This is a genomic window from Nitrosopumilus ureiphilus, from assembly GCF_013407185.1.
GTDB lineage: Archaea > Thermoproteota > Nitrososphaeria > Nitrososphaerales > Nitrosopumilaceae > Nitrosopumilus > Nitrosopumilus ureiphilus.
This window is the reverse complement of record NZ_CP026995.1, coordinates 14,743-38,505: the sequence shown is the minus strand read 5'-3', so window position 1 is coordinate 38,505 and position 23,763 is coordinate 14,743. Positions and strand designations below refer to the sequence as shown.

The window sequence follows — 23,763 nt, the reverse complement described above, 5'->3', positions numbered from 1 at the left end:
ATTCCACTATTCAGGGTCTATATGAAGGCCACACTCTTTATTTCCTCCCTGTTCCCACCACCATCTTCCTGCACGAATATCTTCTCCAGGCTTTATTGCTCTAGTACAAGGCTCACAGCCAATACTAGGATAGCCTTTGTCAAGAAGACTGTTGTATGGTAGATTATTCTTTTTGATATATTCTTGAATTTGATCCCATGTCCAATCAATTATTGGATTAATTTTTAGAATTCCACCATGTCCATTATCTAGTTGAAACATTGTTACATTTTCTCGATTTTTGGTCTGCTCTCGTCTCAATCCTGTAATCCAACCATCCAAAGTTTTTAGCATTTTATTCATTGGATGAACTTTACGAATATCACAACACAGTTTCCTATTCTCTATACTTTCATAGAATAGATTCATTCCTTTTTCTTTAACCATGTCTTCTACTTCTTTTGTATCAGGAAAGAGAACTTCAATTGAAATATTGTATTTTTTACTTACAATATCTATTATGTCATAGGTTTCTTGTGGCAGTCTTCCAGTATCTAATGTAAAGAATCGAAATTTTGGATTAATTTTTAGCATGATATCCATTACTACAGCATCTTCTGCACCAAAGCTAGAAGCTTTTGCAACCTTGGGATGAAGATTATCAGAAACCCACTGAAGTGCTTCCTGTGTTGTGTTAATTTTAGAGTTTAAATCATCTACTTGTTCTTGTGTAAATTGTACCACATTTTTCCATAAAGTATTTGTTTTATATTGATTACCCGAAATTTTATCCTAAATTATAAACAAGTAGATTTCAATTTAGAAAATATGGATGAAATATCATATGTAGTAGTTTTCCCAACTATTTTTTCAAAAAATAAAATTCCACAACTAATTACAAATATTAAAAAAATTCTTAAGATAAAAAATCAACAATTCAAGTCAGTCAAGCGTGATGGGGATATAATTCTAGTTGATGCAAATGATCCTGTATTTGCATCATCTGCTATCAATCTATTATTTGGAATTGAAAAAATAGCAATTGCAAGACAGATTAAAAATGATTTTCAAAGTATTATTTCAGAAATTACATCTACAGGTGGAAATCTACTTCTAAAAGGAGAAAGATTTCTAGTAAAAGTTGAAGGAACATCAAAAGGATTTCTTACTAAAGATGTTGAAATTGCTGCCACGTCAAATATTATTGAAAAGAAACAAAATCTTGGAGCTCATCCTGGAACAGATGAGAATTATGATAAATTATTGTATTCATATTTAACAAAAAACTATGCATATATCTGTATTTTCTCAGATAAAGGCAATGGCGGTATTCCATATGAATTACAAAATCAGAAAACAATTTGTGCAATATATGATGAATTATCTGCGGTCTCATGTTTTGAAACCATTAAACAAGGAAATGATGTAAAGATAATTGTTTGTTATAGACAAAAATCAGAATTGATGAATCTAACTAAAATTATAAATCAAATTCTACCAAGACTTGCACAAGATAATGTTGAATTAGAATTCTTTGAGATAAAAATCAAACCTACTGGAATTAAAAATTATTTGATTTATGTAAATTCAATTTTAGAGATAATGTTGAAGTATTCAAACAGTCGTGTGTCAATAGCATTATCATCCTTGATATTTTCTTCAAACTTTATTGATAATTCATTAATACGTATATTTGAAAAAAAGAAAATTCCAATAGTACCACTTGCTGGAGTAGATTCTAGTTTGTTTAATGATGCAAAAGAGATAGGATTGGAAAGGAATCTCAAAAAACTAGAAAATATAGTCTCTATCACTTCTAATGAAGTTCCAATTTACGCAAAAAAAGAAGTAGAGAGTGCCCTTAAAACAAAGAAAAAGATTTCAGTTAAGGTAGGACCTAACAATGTTCATGATATTTTAGATTCATTTGAAGAGAATCACTGAGAATTTAAACGGCATAATTGGTTCCATATTGTGCTCAAAATAGGAGAATTCATCTATCCATGGGGAAGTGGTCATTATTCTAGAATGATGAGGCTAAACGAGGTACTAGGAGATTATATTAATGAAAAATTTGAAATTCATTTTTCAAGTAAGGATCATGTTTATGAAAAATTATTAAAAAAATTTCCAGACCAAAAAGAGAAAATTCATGAGATATTGATGCCTACTCCAATTGATGGAAAATTTGGTCCAAGTGTTACAATGTCTTTGATGAATTTGTTATTACCAATTTCAAAAAACCCACCATTAGTAAGACAAATTGCAAATTATTTGAGAGATGAAAGAAAACTCTACAACAAGGAAAAATTTGATTTGGTAATTAATGATGGAGACATGGGGTCTAATATTTTGGCAAAAAATCGAAACATTCCAAGTTTATTTGTAACAAATCAATTTAGACCAAAACTATACAATTCGAGAGCGTATCTTTATCCATCATTAATTTTTGTAGCAAAACAAATTGCAAAAGCAACAAAAATTCTTGTTGCAGATTCTCCACCTCCTTATACAATGTGTGAATACAATCTAAATTTTATAAAAGAAGTTAAAAAGAAAGTTATCTATGTAGGTCATTTCACTAGTAAACAAATTAGAAATGAAGATAAGACAGATCTTGAAAAATTAGTAGAAAATAATGAATTTGGGTATTGGATGAGGACCGGAAACAAATCTACAAATGATGGAACTGGCCAGAGATATGAAAAAGTATTTCACCATGATGACATGAGAAATGAAAAAAGAATTATTTCACATGCAAGAAATGAATCAAACATAGATTCTGTAACAGGAAAAAATGGTAAGAAATATTCAATTTCAGAAGCACTAGATAAAAAAATAGATTGGATACAAATAGATATCGGTTTTCTTTCAGAGCATGAAAAAGATACAATTCTAAATTTATGTAAATATGCAGTTGTCAATGGTTCACATACTGTAATGGGTGAAATAATGGGTGGAAAATCAAAGCCAATTATTGGAATTCCCATTTATGATGAACATACAAACAATATCTTATGGGCACAAGATAAGAATTTAGGAATACTCGCCACAAAAACCACTCAAGTAATCAATGCAATATCCAAAATTAAGAAGAATTATGAAGAATTTGAGGAAAAATTGAATGAATTTTCAAAAAATTTTGTTCCTAAAGGAGCAGAAAATTCAGCAAAGATTGCTGCTCAAACATTAGAAGAAAAGAGATAATAGATTATTTTAAGAATTTTGCATATCTGGCACGCGGGATTTCGATGGGCGAACGGACCGAAAGGGATGATGAAAAAATCCGCGTGTCAGATGAATATCGATCTACAAAGAATGTGGGAACGCTTTTATGGAAAAAATTAAGCAAAATCAGCAGTGCCTAACTGTCCAGAATGTACATCAAGAGAGAAGAAGAAGATTCAAGCAAAGTATGAAGCAGAAACTCCAGAAGAAGACAGAGGAAGGGATGATTTATACAAATTATTTGATGAAATTGAAATTCCAATGAAAATGGATTCTGCGACAAAGCATTTCATTTGTAAAAGATGTGGATTATACGCAACAAGAGAGCAAGTATCTGATATCAGATACAAACTAAATCAAAAAGAAAAAACACGTGATGACAAACATGATGATTATTTAGATTGGTGGCAAAAAAGTAAAAAAGAAAAAGCAGAAAGCTAGAGTGAGTTTAGTATGGTAAAAAAGAAAGAAGATGATATTCCTGATTGGGTTACAGATGAAATCCAAAATGCAAAATTTGAGAAACCAAAACAGATGAAAAAAACAGGGTATGTTTTAGAAATGTATAATGAAGATAATAAAATAGACACACAACTGTACGATCCAGTTGAGGATGGAAGACACATAGTTACAATGGATTTATCTAAAAAGATCAAAATTGGAGATTTAGAGAAAGGAGTTGTGTATGAATTTACTTTTGATCAGCATAAAGCACCATTAAGCAAAAAAGTTTCAGAATACCTAGAAAAAGAAAAAGAAATTGAAATGAATGCAATTTATCAGTTTGAATTAAAATCATTAGAATTACTAGATGTAGGCTCAAGTGAATCTGCAGACGACGACTTGGAAGAGTAAACTTAGTTCTATTTTGTAGAGTCCAGCTGCTTTTTGAAGGATTTTCCTAATATCGGATTTATAAAAAAAGGAAATATACTTTTCATCCATATTGCTCCACGTACCACTGATGGAACAACAATTTCTAATCTTGAAGAATTTGCAGCTTTGAGAATTGCTTTTGCAACAGTTTTAGGATCAAGTGATGTAGGAGAATATTTTGGCATTTTTTCAAATGAAGAATGATTAAAAAAGTTAGTTCTGACCATTATTGGACTTACAACTGTAATTCCTACTCCAGTATCTTTTAGTTCATGCTTAAGACCTTCTGAAAATCCTAACATTGCAAATTTGGATGCACAATATGAAGCAATTCCAGGTAAACCAAAACTTGCTGCAACAGATGCAACATTTACTATATGACCAGATTTTTTCTTTAACATTGATGGAAGAAAATTTTTGATACAATAAATCATACCAAAATAATTTGTTTTCATTTGGGATTCTATATCATGAATCGAAAGATCAGAAACAGAGCCATATATTGCAAATCCAGCATTATTTACCAGAATGTCAATAGAATCAAATTTTTCTAAGACTGTTTTTGACATTTCTTGTACTTGATCTTTTTTTGAAACATCACATGGATAAACTAGTGTAGATATATGAAATTTTTTTAATTCATTTGCAATTTGTTCAAGTTTATCTTTTCTTCTTGCAACTAAAATAATGTTAGTGCCTAGTTTAGCAAATTCTATTGCAGTTTCTTTACCAATTCCAGATGATGCACCAGTAATTAGAACTACTTTGTTTTTGAAATTCACAAATCAAAAAAAATCGTTTAAAGATAAAGTGGTTTCTATATGGTAGATCATTTAGATATTTTACTCAAGGCTAATTTTACTAAAAGTAACCAGGTAATCACAATTGGTACGTAATATGTTGCAATTCGCCAACCAATAACTGCATCCCAAGCAACAATTCCTTCAGGAATTTCAAACGCAAAAGGATCTAAGTTATTTAGATATGCAACAATTCCAAACTCAGCCAAACCAGAACCACCTATAGTAATTGGCAAGTTTCCAATTGCATTTGCACCCATAACTGCCATGATAGAATCAAATGCACTAATGACATAGCCAGTTCCCATTACAATGATCATAAATGAAATTCCATAAAATGACCAAGATGTAAGTGAAAACAAGAAGGAAAGTGTAAAGATTTTTTTAGACTCAGGGGTTTTTAGATTCTCTCTACTCATAGTACATACTTCTTCCATCCAAATGTTTGTTTTATCAATGGCTTTTGCACCTTTCTCTTTTCCAAATCTTTTTGCAAGATTATCTAATATTTTTGGAACTTGGAATGTATGCTTTGATGAAAGAAAGAACATAACCATCCACAAAGATGTAATAATAATGCTAGTAGCTAAAATAACAGCTGCAACTACGTATGCACCATTTAACAATGCAATAATTCCTGCCATTATAGATAACAAACCTGCGGCAAATACTTCAGTTACAATATCCATAATTGCAATCCATGCCGCTTTTGCTGGATTAACTCCTTTCTTATGCAAATAATAGATTACAACAAATTCTGCTCCAACAAACATAGGAGTTGTAAACTTGATAAATTCACTTCCAACTCTGACACCTACTAATTTGAAAAATGAATCAAGATTTCCAAGATATTTTCTTGTAATATATGCAAATTTGATTCCCTGTAAACCTAATTTGATCATCATTGCAGTAACTGCACCAACAAATGGAAAAATTCCAATTGCTAAGACGTCATCTAATTGGATATCAAATTGAATAGCAATAATAAAAATAGGAATTAAGGTAATAGGAATAGCAACAAGTCTCCAGTTCATTTGATAATTTTTTTTGAGGAATCAAATATGAAAGTTGAGTAAGTGCCTAGTCATCAAAAAATACACATCTAAAATTAGGCACGAAAAAATGATTTGATTGATGTTTTTGTTGGTTTTGAAATTCTTGTTTTAGTTCTGCAAATAATGAATCCAACACATCAAAATTAGATAGATTTCTTTCTCGTAGTTTTATCATTAAATCTTTAAGATAATTTTCTTTTTCAGAATGCTTTTAATCATAAATCAAATGAAATAGAATCAGATAAAGAGAATGTGAAATTTTATTGAATTTTTTAATGCCAATTTGGAATTTATGAGAAAAATTAGATAATCAAGTTAGTTTGAAATATAAGCAAATAAAGAATCAGACAGGTTTGAAAACTATTTTTATTTCTGGTACAGCTGGTTCTGGAAAATCATTACTCACATCAAAATTATATGATTATTATACAAAAAATGGAGCTTTTGTAGCTGTCTTGAATTTAGATCCAGGAGTAGAAAGTATGCCATATACTTGTGATGTTGATGTTAGAGATTATGTAGACATTGTATCTATAATGCATCAATATGATCTTGGTCCAAATGGTGCTATGATAATGGCAAATGATTTGATTGCAGCAAAAATTGATGATATTCAAAATGAAGTTAATAGAATAAATCCAGATTACCTTATTGTTGATACTCCTGGTCAAATTGAATTATTTGCATATCGTTCTAGTGGACGGTTTCTTGTAGAAAATATTTCATCAGATGAAAAAACAAATATTTTTCTTTTTGATGGTGCATTAATCACTACTCCAGTTAATTTTGTTTCAATTGCGCTTCTTGCAACTTCAATTAGATTACGTTTGAATTTGCCTACAATCAATGTAGTAACTAAAACAGATCTTATTGAGGACAAGTTAAAAGAAATACTACAATGGTCGACAAATTTGAATACATTAGAGAATGCAATTTCTAAAGAAGCAGATGGAGATACCTATTCATTGACAACAAACATTTTACGAGGTTTGAATCTAGGAGGATTTGCACAGGGATTGATTCCAATTTCTAATGTAACAGGAGAGGGACTAGTAAATCTTGAAGGTGCTTTGAGCAGAATTCTTAATTTGGGTGAGGAGGTAGAAGATTAATGAAATCGATTTCTGTAAAAGCACCCTCATCTACTGCTAATTTAGGGCCGGGATTTGATGTATTTGGATTGGCAATAGACGCATTTTATGATGAAATAACACTAACCAAAACTAAAAGTGGGATTACAATAATTACTGAAGACAGAATTCCTACAAATCCTGAAAACAATACTGCAGGATTGGTCGTAAAAAATATGAAAAAAAGATTCCAAATTAAAAGCGGAATTGAAATTAAAATAAAAAAAGGAGTTCCTGCAGGATTTGGGATGGGTAGTAGTGCTGCGTCAGCAGCAGCAACTGCAGTAGCATTTGATAAATTATTTGGACTCAGACTTGATGGAAACAGTTTGGTAGAATTTGCAGGTTTTGGTGAAAAAGCCAGTGCTGGAACAATTCATTATGATAATGTTGCAGCTTCAGTTCTAGGAGGATTTGTCATTGTAAAGACTAATCCTTTAGATGTAATTCGAATAGATCCACCAATTAATCTTCGAATGTGTGTTGCAGTCCCAAAACTTGATGTTCCAAAAAAGAAAACCAAAGTGTCAAGAGGAGTAATTCCAAAGAAAGTGAAGTTAACTGATAGTGTTTTGAACATATCAAATGCATCTGCAATTGTTGCAGGATTTATGAGAAAAGATCCAGAGTTGATAGGCAATTCAATTAAAGATGTTATAGTTGAACCAGCAAGACAGCACATGATTCCAGGTTATGCTAACGTAAAGCAAAATGCTCTAAAAGCAGGTGCATTAGGTGTCACAATTAGTGGTGCAGGACCTTCAATAATTGCATTTTCACAAAAATCTGCTAATTTGAAAAAGATTAGTTTGGCAATGTCTAAAGGATTTGCATCTGCAAATATTAAATGTCAAACAATAATTTGTAAACCAAGTAAAGGTGCAGCAGATAAGAAAAAATGATTTTGAAGGAATATGAAAAAAGCGGTAATAGTGTTTAGTGGAGGAATAGATTCTGTTTGTGCAGTTTCATTTTTGAAATCAAAATATGAGTTATATGGAATTACATTCTCATACGGACAAAAAGCAAATAATGAAATTACAGTAGCAAAATCTTTTGCAAAAAAACTTGGATTAAAACAGCATAAAATAATCGATATTGGCTTTATGAAAGAATTGTATGGGGATTCTAATGTTTTGACAAGTTCAAAAAAGAAAATTCCAAGCAAATTTGAGTATTCAATAGTAGTTCCAATTAGAAATGCTGTATTTCTATCAATTGCATCTGCTTGGGCTTTTACACTTAATGCAGAACTAGTTGTATATGGAGCACATACAGGAGATCAGCATTATCCTGACTGTAGACCAATTTTTGCAGAAAAACTTGAAGCTGCATTTAATCAAGGTGAGATAGATGGAATTAAATCAAAATTACGAGAAAATATAGAGATTTGGTCTCCTTATCGTAAAGGATTATCAAAAAGTGATTTATTAAAATCAGGAATGAATGTATTGGGAGATTCTATTTTTAAAACTTGGAGTTGTTATTCAAATAAAAAATATCATTGTGGGATTTGTGAATCTTGTAATAATAGAAAAATTGCATTTGAAAAAGCAGGTATCATTGACAAAACAAAATATCTTAAATAATGCTAGTATTTGTTTCGAAGAATTTTCTTTTTTAGAATAAAACCTCTTATTCCAATATACCAAGCTAAGAAGATCAATCCAACAATTCCCATGAATACATAATTTTGTACCTCAGGAGTAAGATTTTCAATTGAGTTAGTGATTTCTCTAGATACTAGCATAGAGATTGCTATAACAATTCCAAACTCAATTGCATACCATGTCCAACTGGGCCAAGATTCTTTTGGAATATGGACGTATGGATTTGCTCCCATGATGTTCATCAAAAATGTTGATTATTTAATTTTTCAGTATAGCCTAGAAAGAAGAGTCTGAGGCACGTTTTCTAATGAGTGTCATTATTCCTTCTTTTTCTTCTTTTTTCTCATAAATTCCTCTAAATGCTGATGATGAAAGTGTTGCATCGTTTCTAACACCACGCATTTTCATGCAGAGATGTTCTGCATCAGCTAAAACAACAACGCCTTTTACGCCTTGAGCGTATAATTCATCTGCAATATTTTTGGTAAGTCGTTCCTGAATTTGGAGCCTCTTTGAATATTTTTCAACTAATCTAACAAGTTTTGAAATTCCAAAAACTCTTCCATTTGGGGAATAAGCAATGTGAATTTTTCCAAAAAATGGTAACATGTGGTGCTCGCACATTGAATAAAATTGAATATCGCGTGCAATTACTACATCAGAATCCTCTGAGAATTGTACAGATAATTCTGAATCAGAGTCATATCCTCCAAAGATTTCTTTGTACATGCTTGCAATTCTATCTGGAGTTTCTCGTAAACCTTCACGTGTAGGATCCTCACCAATTTCAATAATTAATTCTCTTACGAGTTTTTTTACACGTTCTTTGTCCATGTACATTTTCACAGAATTTTTCTAGTATTTGAACCTAATTAGATTTTTAGTCAGGTGCTAATATTATGGAGCTCCAATGAATTTGTGTAATTGAGGAACTACTTTGACATCAATATAATGTGGATATACAATATCATACAAATTCAATAAAAGTTCCAATGACGGTTCAGAAACACCATATGTTGGTTGAATGATAAATCCATCTATATCGTCTTTAGAAATAATCTCAAAAATTTGATTTACTAATTCTTTAAATTCATATAACTTAGTTTTAGAGCTAACAACAATTTTGATATAAATTATTTTTTTTGCTTGGATAGATGATTCAAGACATTTCATTGTATGGGCAATTAATTTTTTATAATGTTTAGAATCTACAAAATCAGAGTCTTTTGTTTTAAATTCAATTTTGACAATATCAATAAATGGTAACACATGATTGAATCTATCAATGTCAAAACATGATGATTCAAGATATGTGGGGATTTTTTTGTCTTGGATATGTTTTGCAAGTAATGCTACTGCTTGATGTTGAATAAGTGGATCACCACCGGTAAAATTTACTTTGTAAGTTTGGCTTTTAAGATTAGTATCAATTAGTTGATTTGCTTCTTCAATTGTATATTCTGTTCCAGAGTCAAGTGGAAGGGATTCTTTAGTGTCACAATAAAAACAAGTGAAAGGACATCCTGCAAGTCTTACAAAAAGAGTCTTTGTTCCATAAAGAATTCCTTCACCTTCAACTGATGTAAATATCTCAAATAATCTTACTTTCAAGTAATAATCATAATTTTTTTCATTATTTATTCAATGAGTTTCTAATGCATTACAGGTTCCTTGGTATAAAATAATCCAGAGATGAAAAACACCACTCCCAAGATTCCAATAGTGCTTCCAACAAGTTCCACTTGATTTTGGTAAATTCCTTCTAATGGAGCCCATAACCAAGCCATTAAAGCACCAACAACAATCATAGGGATACCTACTCCAACTATGATTGCTTTAGAAGCCATGTTCAATGCTGTTTAGAAAATGTATATGAAGTTTATGATGGGCATCAAAGAGAATTTTTGATTTCTTGTAATTGTTTTGCCAAATCTCTCAAAAGTTCATTGGCAGTATCAAATTCTCCATCATACAAATGACGTTTAATGCTTTGAAGTGTATCTTTAGCATTAGCTAAATCATCCTGATCTACTCCATCCATTTGAGATAATCGAGACATGGTTTTTTCAACTTGCAATACTCTAGATTCAAGTCTATCATTTTTTGTTAGTTCAAACTGTTTCTTTATTGACAAGATTTCTCTAATTTCTTTGATTATATCATTTGGATTATTTGCTGATGAGAGATTTTCTCGGGCATTTTCTAATTTTTTGATTATTTCATCAGATACGCCCTGGTTTTTGGCATTTTCAATTAATCTATCTAATTGCTCTAGATATTTTTGAGCATATTCTTTAGCACGTTGAGACTCTTGTTTTGATGCTTCATCACGAATTTCTTTATTAATTTCTACAATGATTTCTTTGATTTTCTGAAGTGTATCTAATGCTAAAGTAAATTGATTATCTTTGATTTGTTGTTTAGATAATCTAAATAATTCATCAAGCTCAGAAAAGTCAATTGAGACATTGTATTTTTTAGCAATTGTTTTTAGACTATTTACATAAACTTGTAATCTTTGAATATCATTTGATGGATCTTTGACAGTTGATCTTGCAGAATCCGATGCTGTTTTTGCTGCAACTTCTGATGTTGATTCTTTGGTGGGAACATCTGATTCTGTTGATTGTCTAGAAATTTGAGTAAAAATCTTCATTGCAGTAAGAAAATGTTTTTTTGCAGAATCAACATCATTATTTCTAATTGCCTTTTCAAGTGAATTGACATTTTGAACTCCTTCTTCAAATAATCTTTTTATTTTATCTGGAGATTCAGAAGAAATTTGATTTTGAACTTGGTTTTGTGCACGTTTTGCAAGTTTTAGGAGGATTGTTGAATCATCTTGGGCATAAACATTGCTTGTAGCCCCTCCAAGAACCATACTAGCAACTAAAATGAATAATCCAAAAGTTGCTATAGTTTTCATTCTTCTTCCTCCAATTCTTTTTTTAGTTTAACAAGATTTTGCAAGTCTTTTTTTACAATTTCAATTACTCCTTGTCTTTCTAGTCGTTTAACTGCTCTCCACATGGTAGTTCTTGGTTGAAGGAATTTTTTTCTAAGATCACTTTCTAAAACTTGTCCACCATTTTCAGAAATAAATTTTATAATTTCTTTATCATCCTCGCGCATTTCAGGTCTTAGATTAAAAATGGTTTCAGGATCATTGGAGTCAGTCTTTGTTTTAGATTCAGTAATTTCATTTTCTATAACAGGTAATGATTTTGTTTGTTTTCTTTTAATCACAATAATTGCTCCAACTACAGCTGTTGTAATGGAGACACCAATAATTGAAATTGTAAAAATATCAAGGGTAGACTGTTTAGTGTTTGTTACTGGTGGGTTTGTTACTGGTGGGTTTGTAGTTCCAAGAATGTAATTAATTTCTGATAAACCAGTACTTAGTTCCAACTGTGTTTGATCATTTATTATAATCATATTTGATGGCAATGCATTCATGCCAACAATGATAGAGTTTTGTGGCATTAATAATGAATAATCAGTTGGTGAATCAAGAGAAAAAGTCCAAACTCTTCCTTCTTTGGAAATTAAGTCATGAATATCATAATCAATTGTAATAGAAGATGTTCCAAAAGTATCGATAGTTACTTTATCATCAATTATTTCACTAGATAGTAAAAAGCCATTTTCGCCAACTGCTACAAAATTATCAATTGAGGGACCAAATAGATTAACCTCAAAATCTGGATTTAGAGGATCCACATCTAATTGAGATGATACATGTGCAGAACCATCTGAATAAAGAGTAAGATCAAGAGTTCGAGTAGAGCTGAATGAGGTCTGAATAGGTATCGCTAATGCAACAAAGATTAAGCTAGCAATTATCAAAGGTGCTTTAACCATTGTTTCGAGGATACCATCAGTCCTTACAAAAAGCATTCCATCTTCTCGAAGAAACTCTTTCCTATGAATTGGTACGATTTCAGAACTCATTGGATCAATACCTTAGATTCATGCTTTCTACTAGTCCCTGAAACCTCTTAAATTCCTGGAAAAATTGAAGTCCTTTTTCGGTAATCAAAAAGACTCTATTCCTATCATTTTTGACGGATTCGACTAAGCCAGCTTCTACCAGTTTCTCACATTTGTCTAGTACTGCGTAGTGAGATAGGTTGGCTTTGCGAGAGATTGCAGATACAATGATTCCATTACGACCGCCATCGGCGGTAACGTCTAAGATATCACCCATTATGCCCATTTCGGACCTGTATTGTTGTTTTGACATGCTATAGTAAAGAATTACTTAGTTTATGAGGAACATTTTGAAACTTCATAGCGGAACACAAAGCGGAACACTCATTTCGGTAAAAAAAATGATGATTTTTTGTGAAAATGGATGCGGAGAGAAAAATTCTGGCAAAATTTATGCCTAAAAAATTGATTAGAAAAGCTGATTTTCTTTAAAAAAATCTTATTTTTCATGTTTTTGTAAAATTGAGTGAATTTTGGTAGATTTTTGGATATTTTACTGAAATTTTGTATATAAGGAACAGGATGTTTCCTTACCGTTCCTAAACTATTATTCAAGCAATATCTACGCATGGTAAAACCCCGAAAAAGAACTATTGGAGGAATAATCATTCTTTTGATGCTTTTTGCTTCACCATTATCTGTAAGCTATTCATTTGCAGAATCACAAGAAAGTCAAGAGGAAAAGGTAAAGATTTCAAAAAATGTGAAAAAAGAGAGACTTTGGGCAATTCTAACTGAAAAAGTAGTAGATGGAAAGTTAGAACTGCAACATTATGCTTTACCAACTGATGTTTCAGAAGAGGACATGAAGAGACTGCTATCTTTTGAAGATCAAACATCTAGTTGGATATATGTAAATTATAAGGCATATAACTCAGGGATCGTCCTTTTTGATGGAAAAGCATCAAAAGTTGAAGAAAATCTATGGGAGATTACTGCAAATGGTGTGTTAAATCTTGAAGAAAAAGAGTTTGACTTGGAATTAAGTGGAAAATCCAATGGTTCTCATGTAATAATGCATGGAACAGCCTCTGATGAGGATCTAAGTTACAGAGTCATATTTTCTGGAAAAATAGCAGAAACAGATGAAGAGAATGTATTTGCTATTTCCTTTGTAATTTCTGGTTTAAAAAATCCTGAGACAGAACAAAATTTCAAGCTTTTACAGATCGGAGAATTAAGCACTAATTCAGAAAAATCCAGTGGTTTTAACCAAGAATTTAGAAATTCAATATCGATGAGATAATCACCATTTTTCTCTTTAATTGAATAAAAATCATTCACAAGGTCAGCTTTGAGATTCATAATAACTTTTTATTCCCATTTTAAAAAGAAGATCATAAAATGTTTGATAAATTCAAAAATGAAGGAGGAGAAATGGTAAAAGAAAGTGTTGATTCAGGTAAATCTGTAGAATCTAATTCAACAGTTGAATCTACAGGTGAAATTGGAATTGGGGAGTTAATGGGGAAACGTGCAAAGTTAGAAGAGGCAATAGATTATGTTGGTTTAATGATTAAGAATCTTAAAGACAAGAGAACATCACTTGAAAAAGACATCGAGGAAGAATCAGTAGATATTAAGAATCTTAAAGAAAAACTACAAAAAGTAAGTGAATACATTGACGAGGAAAATAGAGGAATTAAAGAACTTGCCAATAAGAGACAGCAGGTAGAAAATGAGGCAGACGAGGTAGGTACAATCATCAATTCGTTAAGGGAAAAACTCACAAACGTCGATAAAGTAATTGATGATGAAGGTAATAGAGTTAAAAGAATTAAAGAGTCCAGAGAATCATTAACTGATTAAAAATTTTACAATTAATAGAATTTTGTACTAGTTGCTTCTTGAGTACTTGTAGGAACTGAAGGGAACATTTGGCCTGTGGAACTTTCTGCAACAGCAGCAGCTTCTTTTAGAATACTTTCAGATTCTGCAGTAGTTGTTGCATCTATTCCAAATGCTGAATCACCTGAGAAACTATCTGTCATAAATCCTCCAAGCATTTCTGCCATTTGGCCAATCTCTTGTTCAGCACCAGGCATTATTTTTCCTAGTGAAGATTTTAGATTTTTCATTAAACCCATTGTTGGCATTATTGCTACAACAGTATCTCCAAGATCACTACATGTAGTTAGTCGTAATTCAATTTGCTCTAATGCTATTCTAGCACTACTTAAAATTTTAGTAACCTTTCTTACCTCAGCTAATTCATTTCCAAGAACTTTGGTAGTTTGAGTGTCATGTTTTTGTGTTGCATCTACAATTCTTTGAAATAGTTTTGCATCACGTTCTTGTAAGTTTGTTAACATTGTATCTAATTTTTTAATTTGAATTTGAATTTTTTTAATTCCATCCTGAACTCTTGGTTTTAATGCACCTTTAGGCTTGATAGTATCATTAATTTTTTCAGATATACTAGGCTGTGGTTGCTTTGACCAATCTTTTGACAAGTTAGGCATGAGTTTGATTTTAGAATATGTACTTAATCTCAGGTGTAAAGAATGGTTAACAGTACATTAAATTTTACTAACTAAAACTAAACGTTAAAAATCAACTCATTTGAGGCTAAATTTTTCTTTTATTGTGAGAATCAGAATTATAGTTACATTGACATTAAAATGATCAGGACCTCTGAAAATCATCATTATTATATCTATAATCTTTAAGATGGATGAGATGTATAACTTGTTTTAGTGAACAAAAAAATTATTGTAGTTCCAATAGCTATTGTCATTAGTATTTTTGTAATAAATTTTTCATCAGATCAATCAGTTGATGAAAATAATGTTGTGTTTCATGTAACTCTTGCAGATCCTAATCTATACTCTAATGGAGTTTTTATTAATTCATTTTTTATGGATGCAGGTCAGTATTCATTTAGATTTGTTCCAAATGGGAGCAGTCCAGAAATTTTATCAATTACATTGAATGGGGAAAATTTTGTTTTTTCTGAAGATTTTAAGCTTGAAGGTACATTACATCAAACAGAAATCTCGGAATATTTTACATGGAAGTATATAGGACAAGAAAAAATTTTGATTTCTGAAAAACAAGAAATTTCAATTACGATTAATCCAAATGGGAAAACAATGGGTTCGGTGTCTGTAGATATTTTACAAAATTAAAAAAGGCGTAAACCCCTTTACTGCAGAACTTTGAGAGATTTCCTCTCTTTCTCAGATGCTAAATGTCTGATTACCTTTTTCGTTCTGCGGGGTTACGCAGTGTTAGTCGATAGAAATTACATCTATTGACATTAATTACTATACTAACTTTAAGTATTTAAAATTTTATGTAAAATTTTATAAAAATTTAATATATTTTATAAAAATTTTTATGGCTAATTATGAGTTAATTGGGGTATAAATTACGATTTTCTATCTAAAAACTAATGAGATTATCTGGAAAAGTTGCATTAGTTACAGGCGGAAGTCGTGGAATAGGATTTGCTATTGCAAAAAATTTTTCAGAAAATGGGGCAACGGTGATAATTACAGCAAAAAATCAAGAAAGATTGGATAAGGCATCATCAGAGATTCCAAATTCAATAGGTATTGTGGCTAACATTAGAAACAAGGATGATGTGAAAAACGTAGTAGACAAAACAATTGAAAAATTTGGTAAAATAGACATTCTTGTAAATAATGCTGGAATTTTTCCAAAAATTAAGGAACTACATGAAATTGATGAAGATGAATGGAATGAGGTTTTAGATGTAAATCTTACTGGGCAGTTTAGATTTACCAAAGAGGTAATTCCGTATCTAAAAAAAACATCTGGTTCAATTATTAATATTTCATCAGATGCGGGATTAAAGGCATATCAAGGATTTAATGCTGATGCATATTCTGCAGCAAAAGCTGCATTGGTTTTGCTAACAAAATGTTGGGCACTTGAATATGCAAAAGACAAGATCCGTGTAAATTGTATTTGTCCTGGAGTAGTAGATACAGATATGACAAAACCATTTTTGAAAACTCAAAAAGATAAAGAATTCATGGATAACGAACACCCAATAGGCAGAATTGGTCAACCTGAGGAAGTAGCAAAAGCAGTATTGTATTTTGCATCAGATGATGCATCTTGGATTACAGGAGCAATTCTTGCTGTAGATGGAGGGGAATCAATTAAATGAATTCACATGAATTTAATACAACTCAGGAGTACAAAAAATGATGAAAGATAGAAAATCAAAAGCTAAATTGATAATACTTTTAGGGATCATTTGGGTGATTATTACATTGCCACTACCATGGATAGTGAATAATCCAGAAGTCTCAGAATCGCAATTTAATACTATTCTTGGAATTATTGGAATAATGTCAATTCCATTTATTGTTCTAGGAGTTGCATGGACATTAAAGCCAGAACTTACAACTTAGGTTTTTCAATTGAAAGATATTCCAATAGTAGACAAGATTCCTGAATTAGAAATTGCTATCAAGGCTGTAGAAATGGCAGGTAAAGCAATTTTAGAAATTTATCAAGGAGATTTTGAATCATTTGCAAAAAGCGATGATTCTCCAATTACAGAGGCAGATATTAAAAGCAACGATATCATCAAGGAGATTCTTTCACAAACAGATCATCCGATATTATCTGAAGAAGATAAAGATGATCTCAGTAGATTATCAGAGGATACTATTTGGATAGTTGATCCACTTGATGGAACTTCTGATTTTATTGATAAAACAGGTGAATTTACAATAATGATTGGGTTAATTAAAAATAAAAAACCAATTCTTGGAGTAATTGGTTGGCCTACAGAAAAAACATTGTTTGTTGCACAAAAAGGAAGTGGTGCATTTCGATATTCTGATAATGAATGGAAGAGAATATCTGTGACAAAAGTTTCAGATCTTTCAAAATGTAGAACGGTTGGCTCAAGACATCACTTGTCTGATAAAGAAAAATCATTTATCAAAAAATTAGGTATTGAAGATTTCACTAGTATTGGTAGCTCATTAAAGGTAGGAAAAATTAGCTCAGGAGAAGCTGAGGCATATATTACAACTACAAACAAAATGAAAGAGTGGGATTCTGCTGCTTCTTATTGTATCATTTTAGAAGCTGGAGGGAAAATGACAGATATGCTAGGAAATGATATTACATATAATAACAGAGAAGTTCATCACCAAAACGGAATTTTGGTAACAAATGGATTAATTCATGATAAAATTATTGAAGAATTTAAAAAATTAGAGTAGGTTTCTTTCTTTAAGAAAGTTCTTTACTTTGTTTGCACTCTCTGAAAGAGGTTCATTTTCTGTATCTATTACCAGATCAGCATTTTCAGGAGCCTCATAGGGATCATCAATTCCTGTAAAACCCTTGATTTCTCCTTTTCTTGCCTTGGCATACATGCCTTTGACATCTCTTTCTTCACATTTTGCAAGTGAACATTGTACATAAACTTCTGCAAACTGATTTCCAGCATCAATAATTTCTCTAGCATTTTTTCTGTTTTCAAAATATGGAGAAACTAGAGATACTATGCTTGGAACGCCATGATTTAACAAAAGTTTGGCCAAATGAGCAACTTTTTTGTTATGCTCATCACGTCCTGCTTTTGAAAAGTCTTTTGGGGAGAACCATTCTCGTAGCTCATCTCCATCAAGCATTGCCAAATTTGGAATATCTTTTTGCAAGTCTTTTACGATGGTAGTCTTTCCTGAACAAGGAAGACCAGTCATCCAAAGAACAAAAGGTTTCATAAATAAAAATGCCAAAACAACCCATAAAGAGCTTACGTTAATTTTTAGCCCAAGGTTGATTTTCTAAATAATCAATCTCTACAATCATTTCATCGACCTTTTTTACTATGGCAAATACTGATCTGTATTGTTCATACATTTCAATTTCTTCTTCTTTGGATAAGACATTTGCTTCTGCATCATCAAAGAATTTGTTTTCCTTGTTAAGATGATCATTTAGGAATATTGCATATGTTCTCAAGTATCTTGATACCGGTTCTTGCGCATCTTCTCCATCTTTCCATCTTTTTAGATGATGTGATATTTGTCGGGCAATATTCCTTCCAAATTCATGTTCTATCATAAATTTTCGAATTTCTTCTTTTAGAGTATCATAGCTTGCAACACATGGAAAATACGAATCTTCTTCTCTTGAGTGATGAATGGAATCAATAAATTCTGAAATAACTATGGTGATTTTTGTCAGATCTGAAAATGGAATTTTTGTTCCTTTATAGAGTTCTTTAGAACATTTTAACACTATCTTTTCTAGACGACGAACTTGATCATGGTCAGCACGTAGTTGATTTGTAGCACTCAAGTAAGAAATCTATTGCCATTGTTGATTTAATGTGTATCTAAAATCAATCAAGGAGCTAAAATTATCAAATAAATCTGATTTAATTTCATTCTAGAGATGTATAGATTCAGTCATAAATGAATCCAATAATTTTATCTGTCTTGCAATTGTTTAGAGGGCAAATAGGGGATTTTATTCCATTATCTAATTTTGATTCAAGTTCAATTTTAGAAAAACTTACAGAATTACAGAATTCTATAGGCACATTATTTATTCAAGATGGACCAATTGCTTCTGCTCATGTTATTTTACTTGCAGCAGGCGTTGTAATTTTTCTTGGAGTTGCAGGTGAAGCATTCTTCAAAAAAACAGGAATTCCTGATGTAGCATTCTTGATGATTCTTGGAGTGATTATAGGACCAGTTTTTGGGTTAATTCAACCAGAAGCCGTTATCCAAGTAGTTCCATACTTTGCAGCACTTGCACTAATAATTATCATGTTTGATGGAGGATTGAATCTTGATATCAAACATGTTGTAAGAACTGCTCATTTTTCAGTAACATTAGCAGTTTTAGGTTTTATCCTATCTGTTGCCATGATTACATTTGCTGCTCATTTTGCTTTAGGATGGTTATGGTTAGAAAGTATTTTGTTAGGTTCAATTGTTGGTGGAAGTAGTTCTGCAATTGTTTTTGGTCTTGTCAGAAATATCAAAATTTCCGAAGAGACCAAATCTATGTTAAGTTTTGAATCTGCACTAACTGATATTTTAGCTACAATTATTGCATTCATATTATTTGAAGCGGTGCTTGCAGGACATTTTGATCTGCAAACACTGGAAGAAACTCTTGGAAGAGCAGTTGTTGTAGGTTTAGTACTTGGATTTGGTGTAGGAATTCCTTGGATGTATGTTTCAACAAAGCTTGGAAATGCTCAACACGCATATATGTTGACATTAGGTGTTTTGTTTGTTTTATTTTTCTTGGCAAATTCATTTGGAGAATCTGGTGCTTTGACAGCACTAGTATTTGGTTTAATGATTGGAAACAAAAGACATCTTTCAAAAATACTGAGATTTAAGCTACCAAAAATTGAGATGGACGATCCTACCCATAACCAATTAACATTTTTGGTAAGATCATTCTTTTTTGTATTTGTAGGATTGATGGCAAGTTTTGGGCAAGTAGAATATCTCATATTTGGAATTTTAATTACACTTGCAGTTTATTTTGGAAGAATATTTGTTGGCAAGGTAACACTAACCAAGAGATTTTCTCTTTTAGATAGGGCAGTAACAAATGCTATGATTCCAAGGGGATTGGCTGCTGCAGTGCTTGCTACGTATCCAATTACTATGGGCATACCAAATGCAGAAGCATATCCACAAATTGTCTTTTTCATAATTTTATCATCAGTAATAATTACAACCATTGGGTTAGGAAAATCAAAGAAGATTCCTCCACCTGAATCAGTTGAAGGTGGATTTGTTAAACCAACTGAAGGAGATTCAGATGAAGGTATACAAACTAATGATTCTAATAATTTTTAAAATGAATCAGTTGAGGGTGGATTTGTTAAACCAACTGAAGATTCTCAAAGAAAATAGATTACAGATCAAGTGATTCTTTGAGACCCTTGTACCTATTCCTAATAGTAACTTCAGTAACATTTGCAGCTTCGGCAATATCACGCTGAGTCTTGTCCTCACCGTTTTTCACACAAGAAAGATACAACGCGGCAGCTGCCAACCCCATAGGATCTTTTCCAGCTGAGACTTCATTGTCTTGAGCCATTTTAAGCACCTTTGTTGCGTATCTTTTTGTTTTCTCAGCAATTCCAATTCTGCTTGCGATTCTTGCAACACATTGAATTGAATCAGTTACTGGCATCTTCAAATCAAGTTCTTTGACTAGTAATCTGTAACATCTTGCAATATCCTTTCTTTTGATATTAGCTGCTTGCTCTACATCTTTGAGATTCCTTGGAGTTTCAGTATCACGACATGCAGCATAAAGGGCGGATGCCATCAAAGCTGAAATGGAACGACCTCGAACTAGACCTTTCTCTAGTGCTTTTCTGTAAATGTAGGCTGCTTTTTCAATTACTGCATCAGATATTGTTAGTTTGTCTTTTAGTCTGTTTAATTCGCTAAATGCCTGTCGAAAATTTCTATCAACTGGTTCATGAACTTGACTTCTACTATCCCAAGTCCTTAGTCTTTCAATAGTACTTTTCATAGACGCTGTAAGTGGTCTGCCAGATGCATCTTTGTTTACAGGATTGATAATTGTTGCAAGACCCATGTCATGCATTGTGAGTGACGTTGGTGCACCAGCTCTTGCTTTATTTCCACCTTCATCTTGGGTAAAGGACCTCCATTCAGGTCCTGCCTCTTGTAGTTTTTCAGTAATTACAAATCCACACTTTGAGCAAAACATTTCTCCTGATTCATTATCAGTAACTAGTTTTCCTTGTGCGCATCTAGGGCATAGATCTTTACCTTTGCTTACCATAATTATTTCTAGAATCCTAGAATTCATGGTATTTATGAATCAACAAGTTTTTTTCTTGAAATTTCATGCCAAATTTGAGGCTAACAATAATACTGAATAGTCATTATTGGATAATTCAAAGTAAGACTATGAAGTTTATCTGGATTATTCCCCTACTAATTGGAGTCTTTGTGTTATTTCCAGAAATTTATGCAGAGACCATTACACAGAATCTGGAAGGAGGGATGGATATTCAAATTACATATCCTGAAGAGATAGTATCTGGAAGAGAGGGAGTTATCTCAATTTTAATTAAAAATAATGGGTGGGAAAATAAAGAGGACATATCATTTGGATTTTCACTATCAGCAATTCCGACATTAATCATAGAGCCGTCAGATAGAATTACTTTGGATAGACTTACTCAGGGAGGATCATATGGTGAAAATATCAATTTACAAATTCCTAATGATGCTAGTTTAGGGGTTCATTTTCTCAATCTAAAATATTCTCATGTTCTTGTTGCAAATAATAAAACACCACAATCTCCATTTTTTCACGACATTGCAATTCCAATTACAATAAAGGAAGGCCCAAGTGTAACCATACACACAAAAATGCCTGAGTCAATTTTTTCAAATGCAGAGTTTCCAATAGAAACTGAAGTATTATCAAAAGACATTGATATTACAAATGTCAGAATAAAGATAATTCCTCCAAAAGACATTGAATTTAGAGGAGAAACATTGCATACGTTTTCAAAAATAGAAAAAAATATGGCTGTAGCAATTACATCGAGAATCATTACACCAATTGATGAAGTAAATATAGAATACAAGCTTCCATTTCAAATCATTGTAACATATACAGATGATGTTGGATTAAACAAAGAAGATTCACAGACAGTTTCAGTAGTTTTGCGACCTAGAACATTTATGGAATTAACTACAGATGGAGGAATTTGGATTGGGAGTTTCTTTATTGCTCCCTATGTGAGCCTTGGAACAATTATAGGAATTCCTGCAGGGGCCATCATATCATTACTAATTAGGAAAAAACAAAATTCTAGTAAAAAACGCCCAAAAAAGAAAAAACTCTAAGATTCTAGTTTTTCTTTAATTTTTTGAGTGTATTTTTCGCTATATTCATTGAATAGCTTTATTTTATTTTGAGCTAAAGCCATTGCGCCAGGTCTACTGTTAATGTGAGATTCTGCAATTTTTTGCTCTTCTAACAATTTTTCGAGATTCTCTTTTGGGGTTGATTCTAATTCTGCAAGTAAAGTTACAAGTTCCTGTTCAAGATTATCTTTGGTATCAGGAATTTCAGGTGGATCAGAACCAATAATTTCTTTAGTAGTTATTTTTCCAAATACTTTTTTGTCTAATTCAAGCAATAATAAAAAATGAAATTAGCGGTATAAATTTTATTTTATAATATTTCCTAAAAGTGAGTGCAGTGCAATCAAACATTTTATCTTTTTGATAATTTTAGTCTTCATTGATGGCTTATTGTATAGGTGAATGCAAAAAATACAAGGCTTTCAAACCATCACAGATTGGCAGATATGCTGCTGGACAAAAAAGATGCAATTATTGTGAGATATTTATAGAAATTGATGGGATTGTTTGTCCTTGTTGTAAAAGTCAACTACGATGTTTACCTAGAAGTAGAAAGGGAAAGGAAAAGTATCTAGCCCAAATTGTAAGGTGAATTTAGTAAAGGCTAAATATTTTTGAAAAATTACAGGTTTTGGAATTTATCACGCCTAAGAATTAAAGTTCTATTTATAAGAAATCAATTCAAGTAAGAATATGGCAATTCCAGCTGATATCGAAGAGTATGTTGAAAAACATATCAAGTTAATGATTTCCCAAACTGAGACATACTTGCCATTTATCAAAGTTGCATTTCCATATTCAAATAATGTAGCTGATGGAGTTTACAGTCTAATTATCGGCAGTGCGTTATCTGTATTTGTAAATCAATTTGCAATGAAAATGAAATATCCAACTGCAGAAGATTTTGCAGATTTCGGAAAGGTTGCTCTAAAATACAGAGATCAAGTAGACAAATTTTTTACATAGTCAAGCCAATTCACCTAGAAAATGAACAGTATCATTAGTTACTACAACTGTTCTATCTTTTGGAACATGGTATAATTTTTTTGAACCATTAGATGATTGGACAATAATCTTTGAAAATGGATCTTTGAGGGATTTGTAAAGAATTCCTTTTTCACCAACTGACTGTGACCAATGAGTTCCTTGAACAAAAGATATGGTTTGAAATTTTACAATTTGATATGAGTAGACCATTTCTA

General features: G+C 31.7%; 33 protein-coding genes. 17 read left to right on the top strand and 16 right to left on the bottom strand.

Annotation, left to right across the window (positions count from 1 at the left end):
- Positions 1-6: 6 nt before the first annotated feature.
- Positions 7-723, bottom strand: a complete 717-nt coding sequence (locus tag C5F50_RS00245) for a phosphoadenylyl-sulfate reductase (protein ID WP_179371746.1) — start codon at positions 721-723, stop codon at positions 7-9.
- An 84-nt stretch (positions 724-807) separates the two neighbouring features.
- On the opposite strand from C5F50_RS00245, the gene C5F50_RS00240 reads away from it, so the two are divergent.
- The 4 genes from C5F50_RS00240 to C5F50_RS00225 all read left to right on the top strand — a co-directional run bounded on the left by C5F50_RS00240 (position 808) and on the right by C5F50_RS00225 (position 4,062).
- A complete protein-coding gene (locus C5F50_RS00240; RefSeq protein ID WP_179371745.1) occupies positions 808-1,923 on the top strand; it encodes a thiamine biosynthesis protein in 1,116 nt (371 codons plus the stop codon).
- Between the two features lie 30 nt (positions 1,924-1,953).
- Positions 1,954-3,186: a glycosyltransferase gene (locus tag C5F50_RS00235; RefSeq protein ID WP_179371744.1), complete on the top strand. Its 1,233-nt coding sequence runs from the start codon at positions 1,954-1,956 to the stop codon at positions 3,184-3,186.
- 153 nt (positions 3,187-3,339) lie between these two features.
- On the top strand, positions 3,340-3,648 hold the full coding sequence (locus C5F50_RS00230) for a hypothetical protein (RefSeq protein ID WP_179371743.1): 309 nt from the start codon (positions 3,340-3,342) through the stop codon (positions 3,646-3,648).
- Between the two features lie 12 nt (positions 3,649-3,660).
- Positions 3,661-4,062: a hypothetical protein gene (locus tag C5F50_RS00225; protein WP_179371742.1), complete on the top strand. Its 402-nt coding sequence runs from the start codon at positions 3,661-3,663 to the stop codon at positions 4,060-4,062.
- An 8-nt stretch (positions 4,063-4,070) separates the two neighbouring features.
- On the opposite strand, the gene C5F50_RS00220 is transcribed toward C5F50_RS00225, so the two are convergent.
- A complete protein-coding gene (locus C5F50_RS00220; RefSeq protein WP_179371741.1) occupies positions 4,071-4,865 on the bottom strand; it encodes an SDR family oxidoreductase in 795 nt (264 codons plus the stop codon).
- Between the two features lie 47 nt (positions 4,866-4,912).
- Positions 4,913-5,917: a lysylphosphatidylglycerol synthase transmembrane domain-containing protein gene (locus tag C5F50_RS00215; RefSeq protein ID WP_179371740.1), complete on the bottom strand. Its 1,005-nt coding sequence runs from the start codon at positions 5,915-5,917 to the stop codon at positions 4,913-4,915.
- Positions 5,918-6,291: 374 nt separating this feature from the next.
- Here C5F50_RS00215 and C5F50_RS00210 point away from each other — a divergent pair, with 374 nt between their 5' ends.
- Genes C5F50_RS00210 through C5F50_RS00200 form a run of 3 tightly spaced genes read left to right on the top strand, consistent with a single transcriptional unit; the run spans position 6,292 to position 8,657 of the window.
- Positions 6,292-7,050: an ATP/GTP-binding protein gene (locus C5F50_RS00210; protein WP_179371739.1), complete on the top strand. Its 759-nt coding sequence runs from the start codon at positions 6,292-6,294 to the stop codon at positions 7,048-7,050.
- Positions 7,050-7,970 (top strand): homoserine kinase, encoded by a 921-nt coding sequence (locus C5F50_RS00205; RefSeq protein WP_179371738.1) that lies wholly within the window; start codon positions 7,050-7,052, stop codon positions 7,968-7,970. The genes C5F50_RS00210 and C5F50_RS00205 overlap by 1 nt, the downstream gene beginning before the upstream one ends.
- 12 nt (positions 7,971-7,982) lie before the next feature.
- The gene (locus C5F50_RS00200) at positions 7,983-8,657 is read left to right on the top strand and encodes a 7-cyano-7-deazaguanine synthase (protein ID WP_179371737.1); all 675 of its coding nucleotides are present in this window, start codon (positions 7,983-7,985) and stop codon (positions 8,655-8,657) included.
- Between the two features lie 2 nt (positions 8,658-8,659).
- Here C5F50_RS00200 and C5F50_RS00195 read toward each other — a convergent pair whose 3' ends face one another.
- The 7 genes from C5F50_RS00195 to C5F50_RS00165 all read right to left on the bottom strand — a co-directional run bounded on the left by C5F50_RS00195 (position 8,660) and on the right by C5F50_RS00165 (position 12,924).
- Positions 8,660-8,911 carry a hypothetical protein gene (locus C5F50_RS00195; protein WP_179371736.1) on the bottom strand — a complete coding sequence of 84 codons (252 nt, stop codon included), beginning with the start codon at positions 8,909-8,911 and terminating at the stop codon, positions 8,660-8,662.
- 43 nt (positions 8,912-8,954) lie between these two features.
- Positions 8,955-9,512, bottom strand: a complete 558-nt coding sequence (gene folE, locus C5F50_RS00190; protein ID WP_179371735.1) for a GTP cyclohydrolase I FolE — start codon at positions 9,510-9,512, stop codon at positions 8,955-8,957.
- A 63-nt stretch (positions 9,513-9,575) separates the two neighbouring features.
- Positions 9,576-10,289, bottom strand: coding sequence for a 7-carboxy-7-deazaguanine synthase QueE (locus C5F50_RS00185; RefSeq protein ID WP_179371734.1), 714 nt, complete (start codon positions 10,287-10,289; stop codon positions 9,576-9,578).
- Between the two features lie 41 nt (positions 10,290-10,330).
- Positions 10,331-10,525: a hypothetical protein gene (locus C5F50_RS00180; protein ID WP_179371733.1), complete on the bottom strand. Its 195-nt coding sequence runs from the start codon at positions 10,523-10,525 to the stop codon at positions 10,331-10,333.
- A gap of 44 nt (positions 10,526-10,569) precedes the next feature.
- Entirely contained in the window at positions 10,570-11,604 is a 1,035-nt protein-coding gene (locus C5F50_RS00175) for a hypothetical protein (protein WP_179371732.1), read from the bottom strand.
- The gene (locus tag C5F50_RS00170; RefSeq protein ID WP_179371731.1) at positions 11,601-12,632 is read right to left on the bottom strand and encodes a helix-turn-helix transcriptional regulator; all 1,032 of its coding nucleotides are present in this window, start codon (positions 12,630-12,632) and stop codon (positions 11,601-11,603) included. Before C5F50_RS00170 ends, C5F50_RS00175 begins: the two co-directional genes overlap by 4 nt.
- 4 nt (positions 12,633-12,636) lie before the next feature.
- Positions 12,637-12,924, bottom strand: coding sequence for a winged helix-turn-helix domain-containing protein (locus C5F50_RS00165; protein ID WP_179371730.1), 288 nt, complete (start codon positions 12,922-12,924; stop codon positions 12,637-12,639).
- A gap of 315 nt (positions 12,925-13,239) precedes the next feature.
- Between C5F50_RS00165 and C5F50_RS00160 the strand changes: the two genes are divergently transcribed.
- Complete coding sequence (locus tag C5F50_RS00160) at positions 13,240-13,917, top strand: hypothetical protein (RefSeq protein ID WP_179371729.1); 678 nt, start codon at positions 13,240-13,242, stop codon at positions 13,915-13,917.
- A gap of 98 nt (positions 13,918-14,015) precedes the next feature.
- Positions 14,016-14,480: a coiled-coil domain-containing protein gene (locus C5F50_RS00155; RefSeq protein WP_179371728.1), complete on the top strand. Its 465-nt coding sequence runs from the start codon at positions 14,016-14,018 to the stop codon at positions 14,478-14,480.
- 11 nt (positions 14,481-14,491) lie between these two features.
- Here the strand turns inward: C5F50_RS00155 and C5F50_RS00150 are convergent, their stop codons facing one another.
- Positions 14,492-15,133, bottom strand: coding sequence for a Snf7 family protein (locus C5F50_RS00150; protein ID WP_179371727.1), 642 nt, complete (start codon positions 15,131-15,133; stop codon positions 14,492-14,494).
- A 234-nt stretch (positions 15,134-15,367) separates the two neighbouring features.
- Between C5F50_RS00150 and C5F50_RS00145 the strand changes: the two genes are divergently transcribed.
- From C5F50_RS00145 to C5F50_RS00130, 4 genes are all read left to right on the top strand, one after another.
- Positions 15,368-15,799 carry a hypothetical protein gene (locus C5F50_RS00145; RefSeq protein WP_179371726.1) on the top strand — a complete coding sequence of 144 codons (432 nt, stop codon included), beginning with the start codon at positions 15,368-15,370 and terminating at the stop codon, positions 15,797-15,799.
- A gap of 266 nt (positions 15,800-16,065) precedes the next feature.
- Positions 16,066-16,809, top strand: a complete 744-nt coding sequence (locus C5F50_RS00140; RefSeq protein WP_179371725.1) for an SDR family NAD(P)-dependent oxidoreductase — start codon at positions 16,066-16,068, stop codon at positions 16,807-16,809.
- 40 nt (positions 16,810-16,849) lie between these two features.
- The gene (locus C5F50_RS00135; protein WP_179372845.1) at positions 16,850-17,056 is read left to right on the top strand and encodes a hypothetical protein; all 207 of its coding nucleotides are present in this window, start codon (positions 16,850-16,852) and stop codon (positions 17,054-17,056) included.
- A gap of 9 nt (positions 17,057-17,065) precedes the next feature.
- Positions 17,066-17,881, top strand: a complete 816-nt coding sequence (locus C5F50_RS00130) for a 3'(2'),5'-bisphosphate nucleotidase CysQ family protein (RefSeq protein ID WP_179371724.1) — start codon at positions 17,066-17,068, stop codon at positions 17,879-17,881.
- Here C5F50_RS00130 and cysC read toward each other — a convergent pair.
- Positions 17,873-18,388 (bottom strand): adenylyl-sulfate kinase, encoded by a 516-nt coding sequence (cysC, locus tag C5F50_RS00125; RefSeq protein ID WP_179371723.1) that lies wholly within the window; start codon positions 18,386-18,388, stop codon positions 17,873-17,875. The two genes, C5F50_RS00130 and cysC, sit on opposite strands and share 9 nt — an antisense overlap.
- A 37-nt stretch (positions 18,389-18,425) precedes the next feature.
- Positions 18,426-18,968 (bottom strand): hemerythrin domain-containing protein, encoded by a 543-nt coding sequence (locus C5F50_RS00120; protein ID WP_179371722.1) that lies wholly within the window; start codon positions 18,966-18,968, stop codon positions 18,426-18,428.
- Between the two features lie 116 nt (positions 18,969-19,084).
- On the opposite strand from C5F50_RS00120, the gene C5F50_RS00115 reads away from it, so the two are divergent.
- Positions 19,085-20,497: a cation:proton antiporter gene (locus C5F50_RS00115; protein ID WP_179371721.1), complete on the top strand. Its 1,413-nt coding sequence runs from the start codon at positions 19,085-19,087 to the stop codon at positions 20,495-20,497.
- Between the two features lie 58 nt (positions 20,498-20,555).
- Here C5F50_RS00115 and C5F50_RS00110 read toward each other — a convergent pair whose 3' ends face one another.
- Positions 20,556-21,461 carry a transcription initiation factor IIB gene (locus C5F50_RS00110; protein ID WP_179372844.1) on the bottom strand — a complete coding sequence of 302 codons (906 nt, stop codon included), beginning with the start codon at positions 21,459-21,461 and terminating at the stop codon, positions 20,556-20,558.
- A 170-nt stretch (positions 21,462-21,631) separates the two neighbouring features.
- On the opposite strand from C5F50_RS00110, the gene C5F50_RS00105 reads away from it, so the two are divergent.
- The gene (locus tag C5F50_RS00105; protein ID WP_425340048.1) at positions 21,632-22,540 is read left to right on the top strand and encodes a COG1361 family protein; all 909 of its coding nucleotides are present in this window, start codon (positions 21,632-21,634) and stop codon (positions 22,538-22,540) included.
- Here C5F50_RS00105 and C5F50_RS00100 read toward each other — a convergent pair.
- Complete coding sequence (locus C5F50_RS00100) at positions 22,537-22,836, bottom strand: hypothetical protein (RefSeq protein WP_179371719.1); 300 nt, start codon at positions 22,834-22,836, stop codon at positions 22,537-22,539. The genes C5F50_RS00105 and C5F50_RS00100 overlap by 4 nt on opposite strands.
- A gap of 107 nt (positions 22,837-22,943) precedes the next feature.
- Here C5F50_RS00100 and C5F50_RS00095 point away from each other — a divergent pair, with 107 nt between their 5' ends.
- Positions 22,944-23,153: a hypothetical protein gene (locus tag C5F50_RS00095; RefSeq protein WP_179371718.1), complete on the top strand. Its 210-nt coding sequence runs from the start codon at positions 22,944-22,946 to the stop codon at positions 23,151-23,153.
- A gap of 101 nt (positions 23,154-23,254) precedes the next feature.
- The gene (locus tag C5F50_RS00090; RefSeq protein WP_179371717.1) at positions 23,255-23,527 is read left to right on the top strand and encodes a hypothetical protein; all 273 of its coding nucleotides are present in this window, start codon (positions 23,255-23,257) and stop codon (positions 23,525-23,527) included.
- Here C5F50_RS00090 and C5F50_RS00085 read toward each other — a convergent pair whose 3' ends face one another.
- Positions 23,528-23,758 (bottom strand): hypothetical protein, encoded by a 231-nt coding sequence (locus C5F50_RS00085; RefSeq protein WP_179371716.1) that lies wholly within the window; start codon positions 23,756-23,758, stop codon positions 23,528-23,530. It lies immediately after the preceding gene.
- Positions 23,759-23,763: the final 5 nt, after the last annotated feature.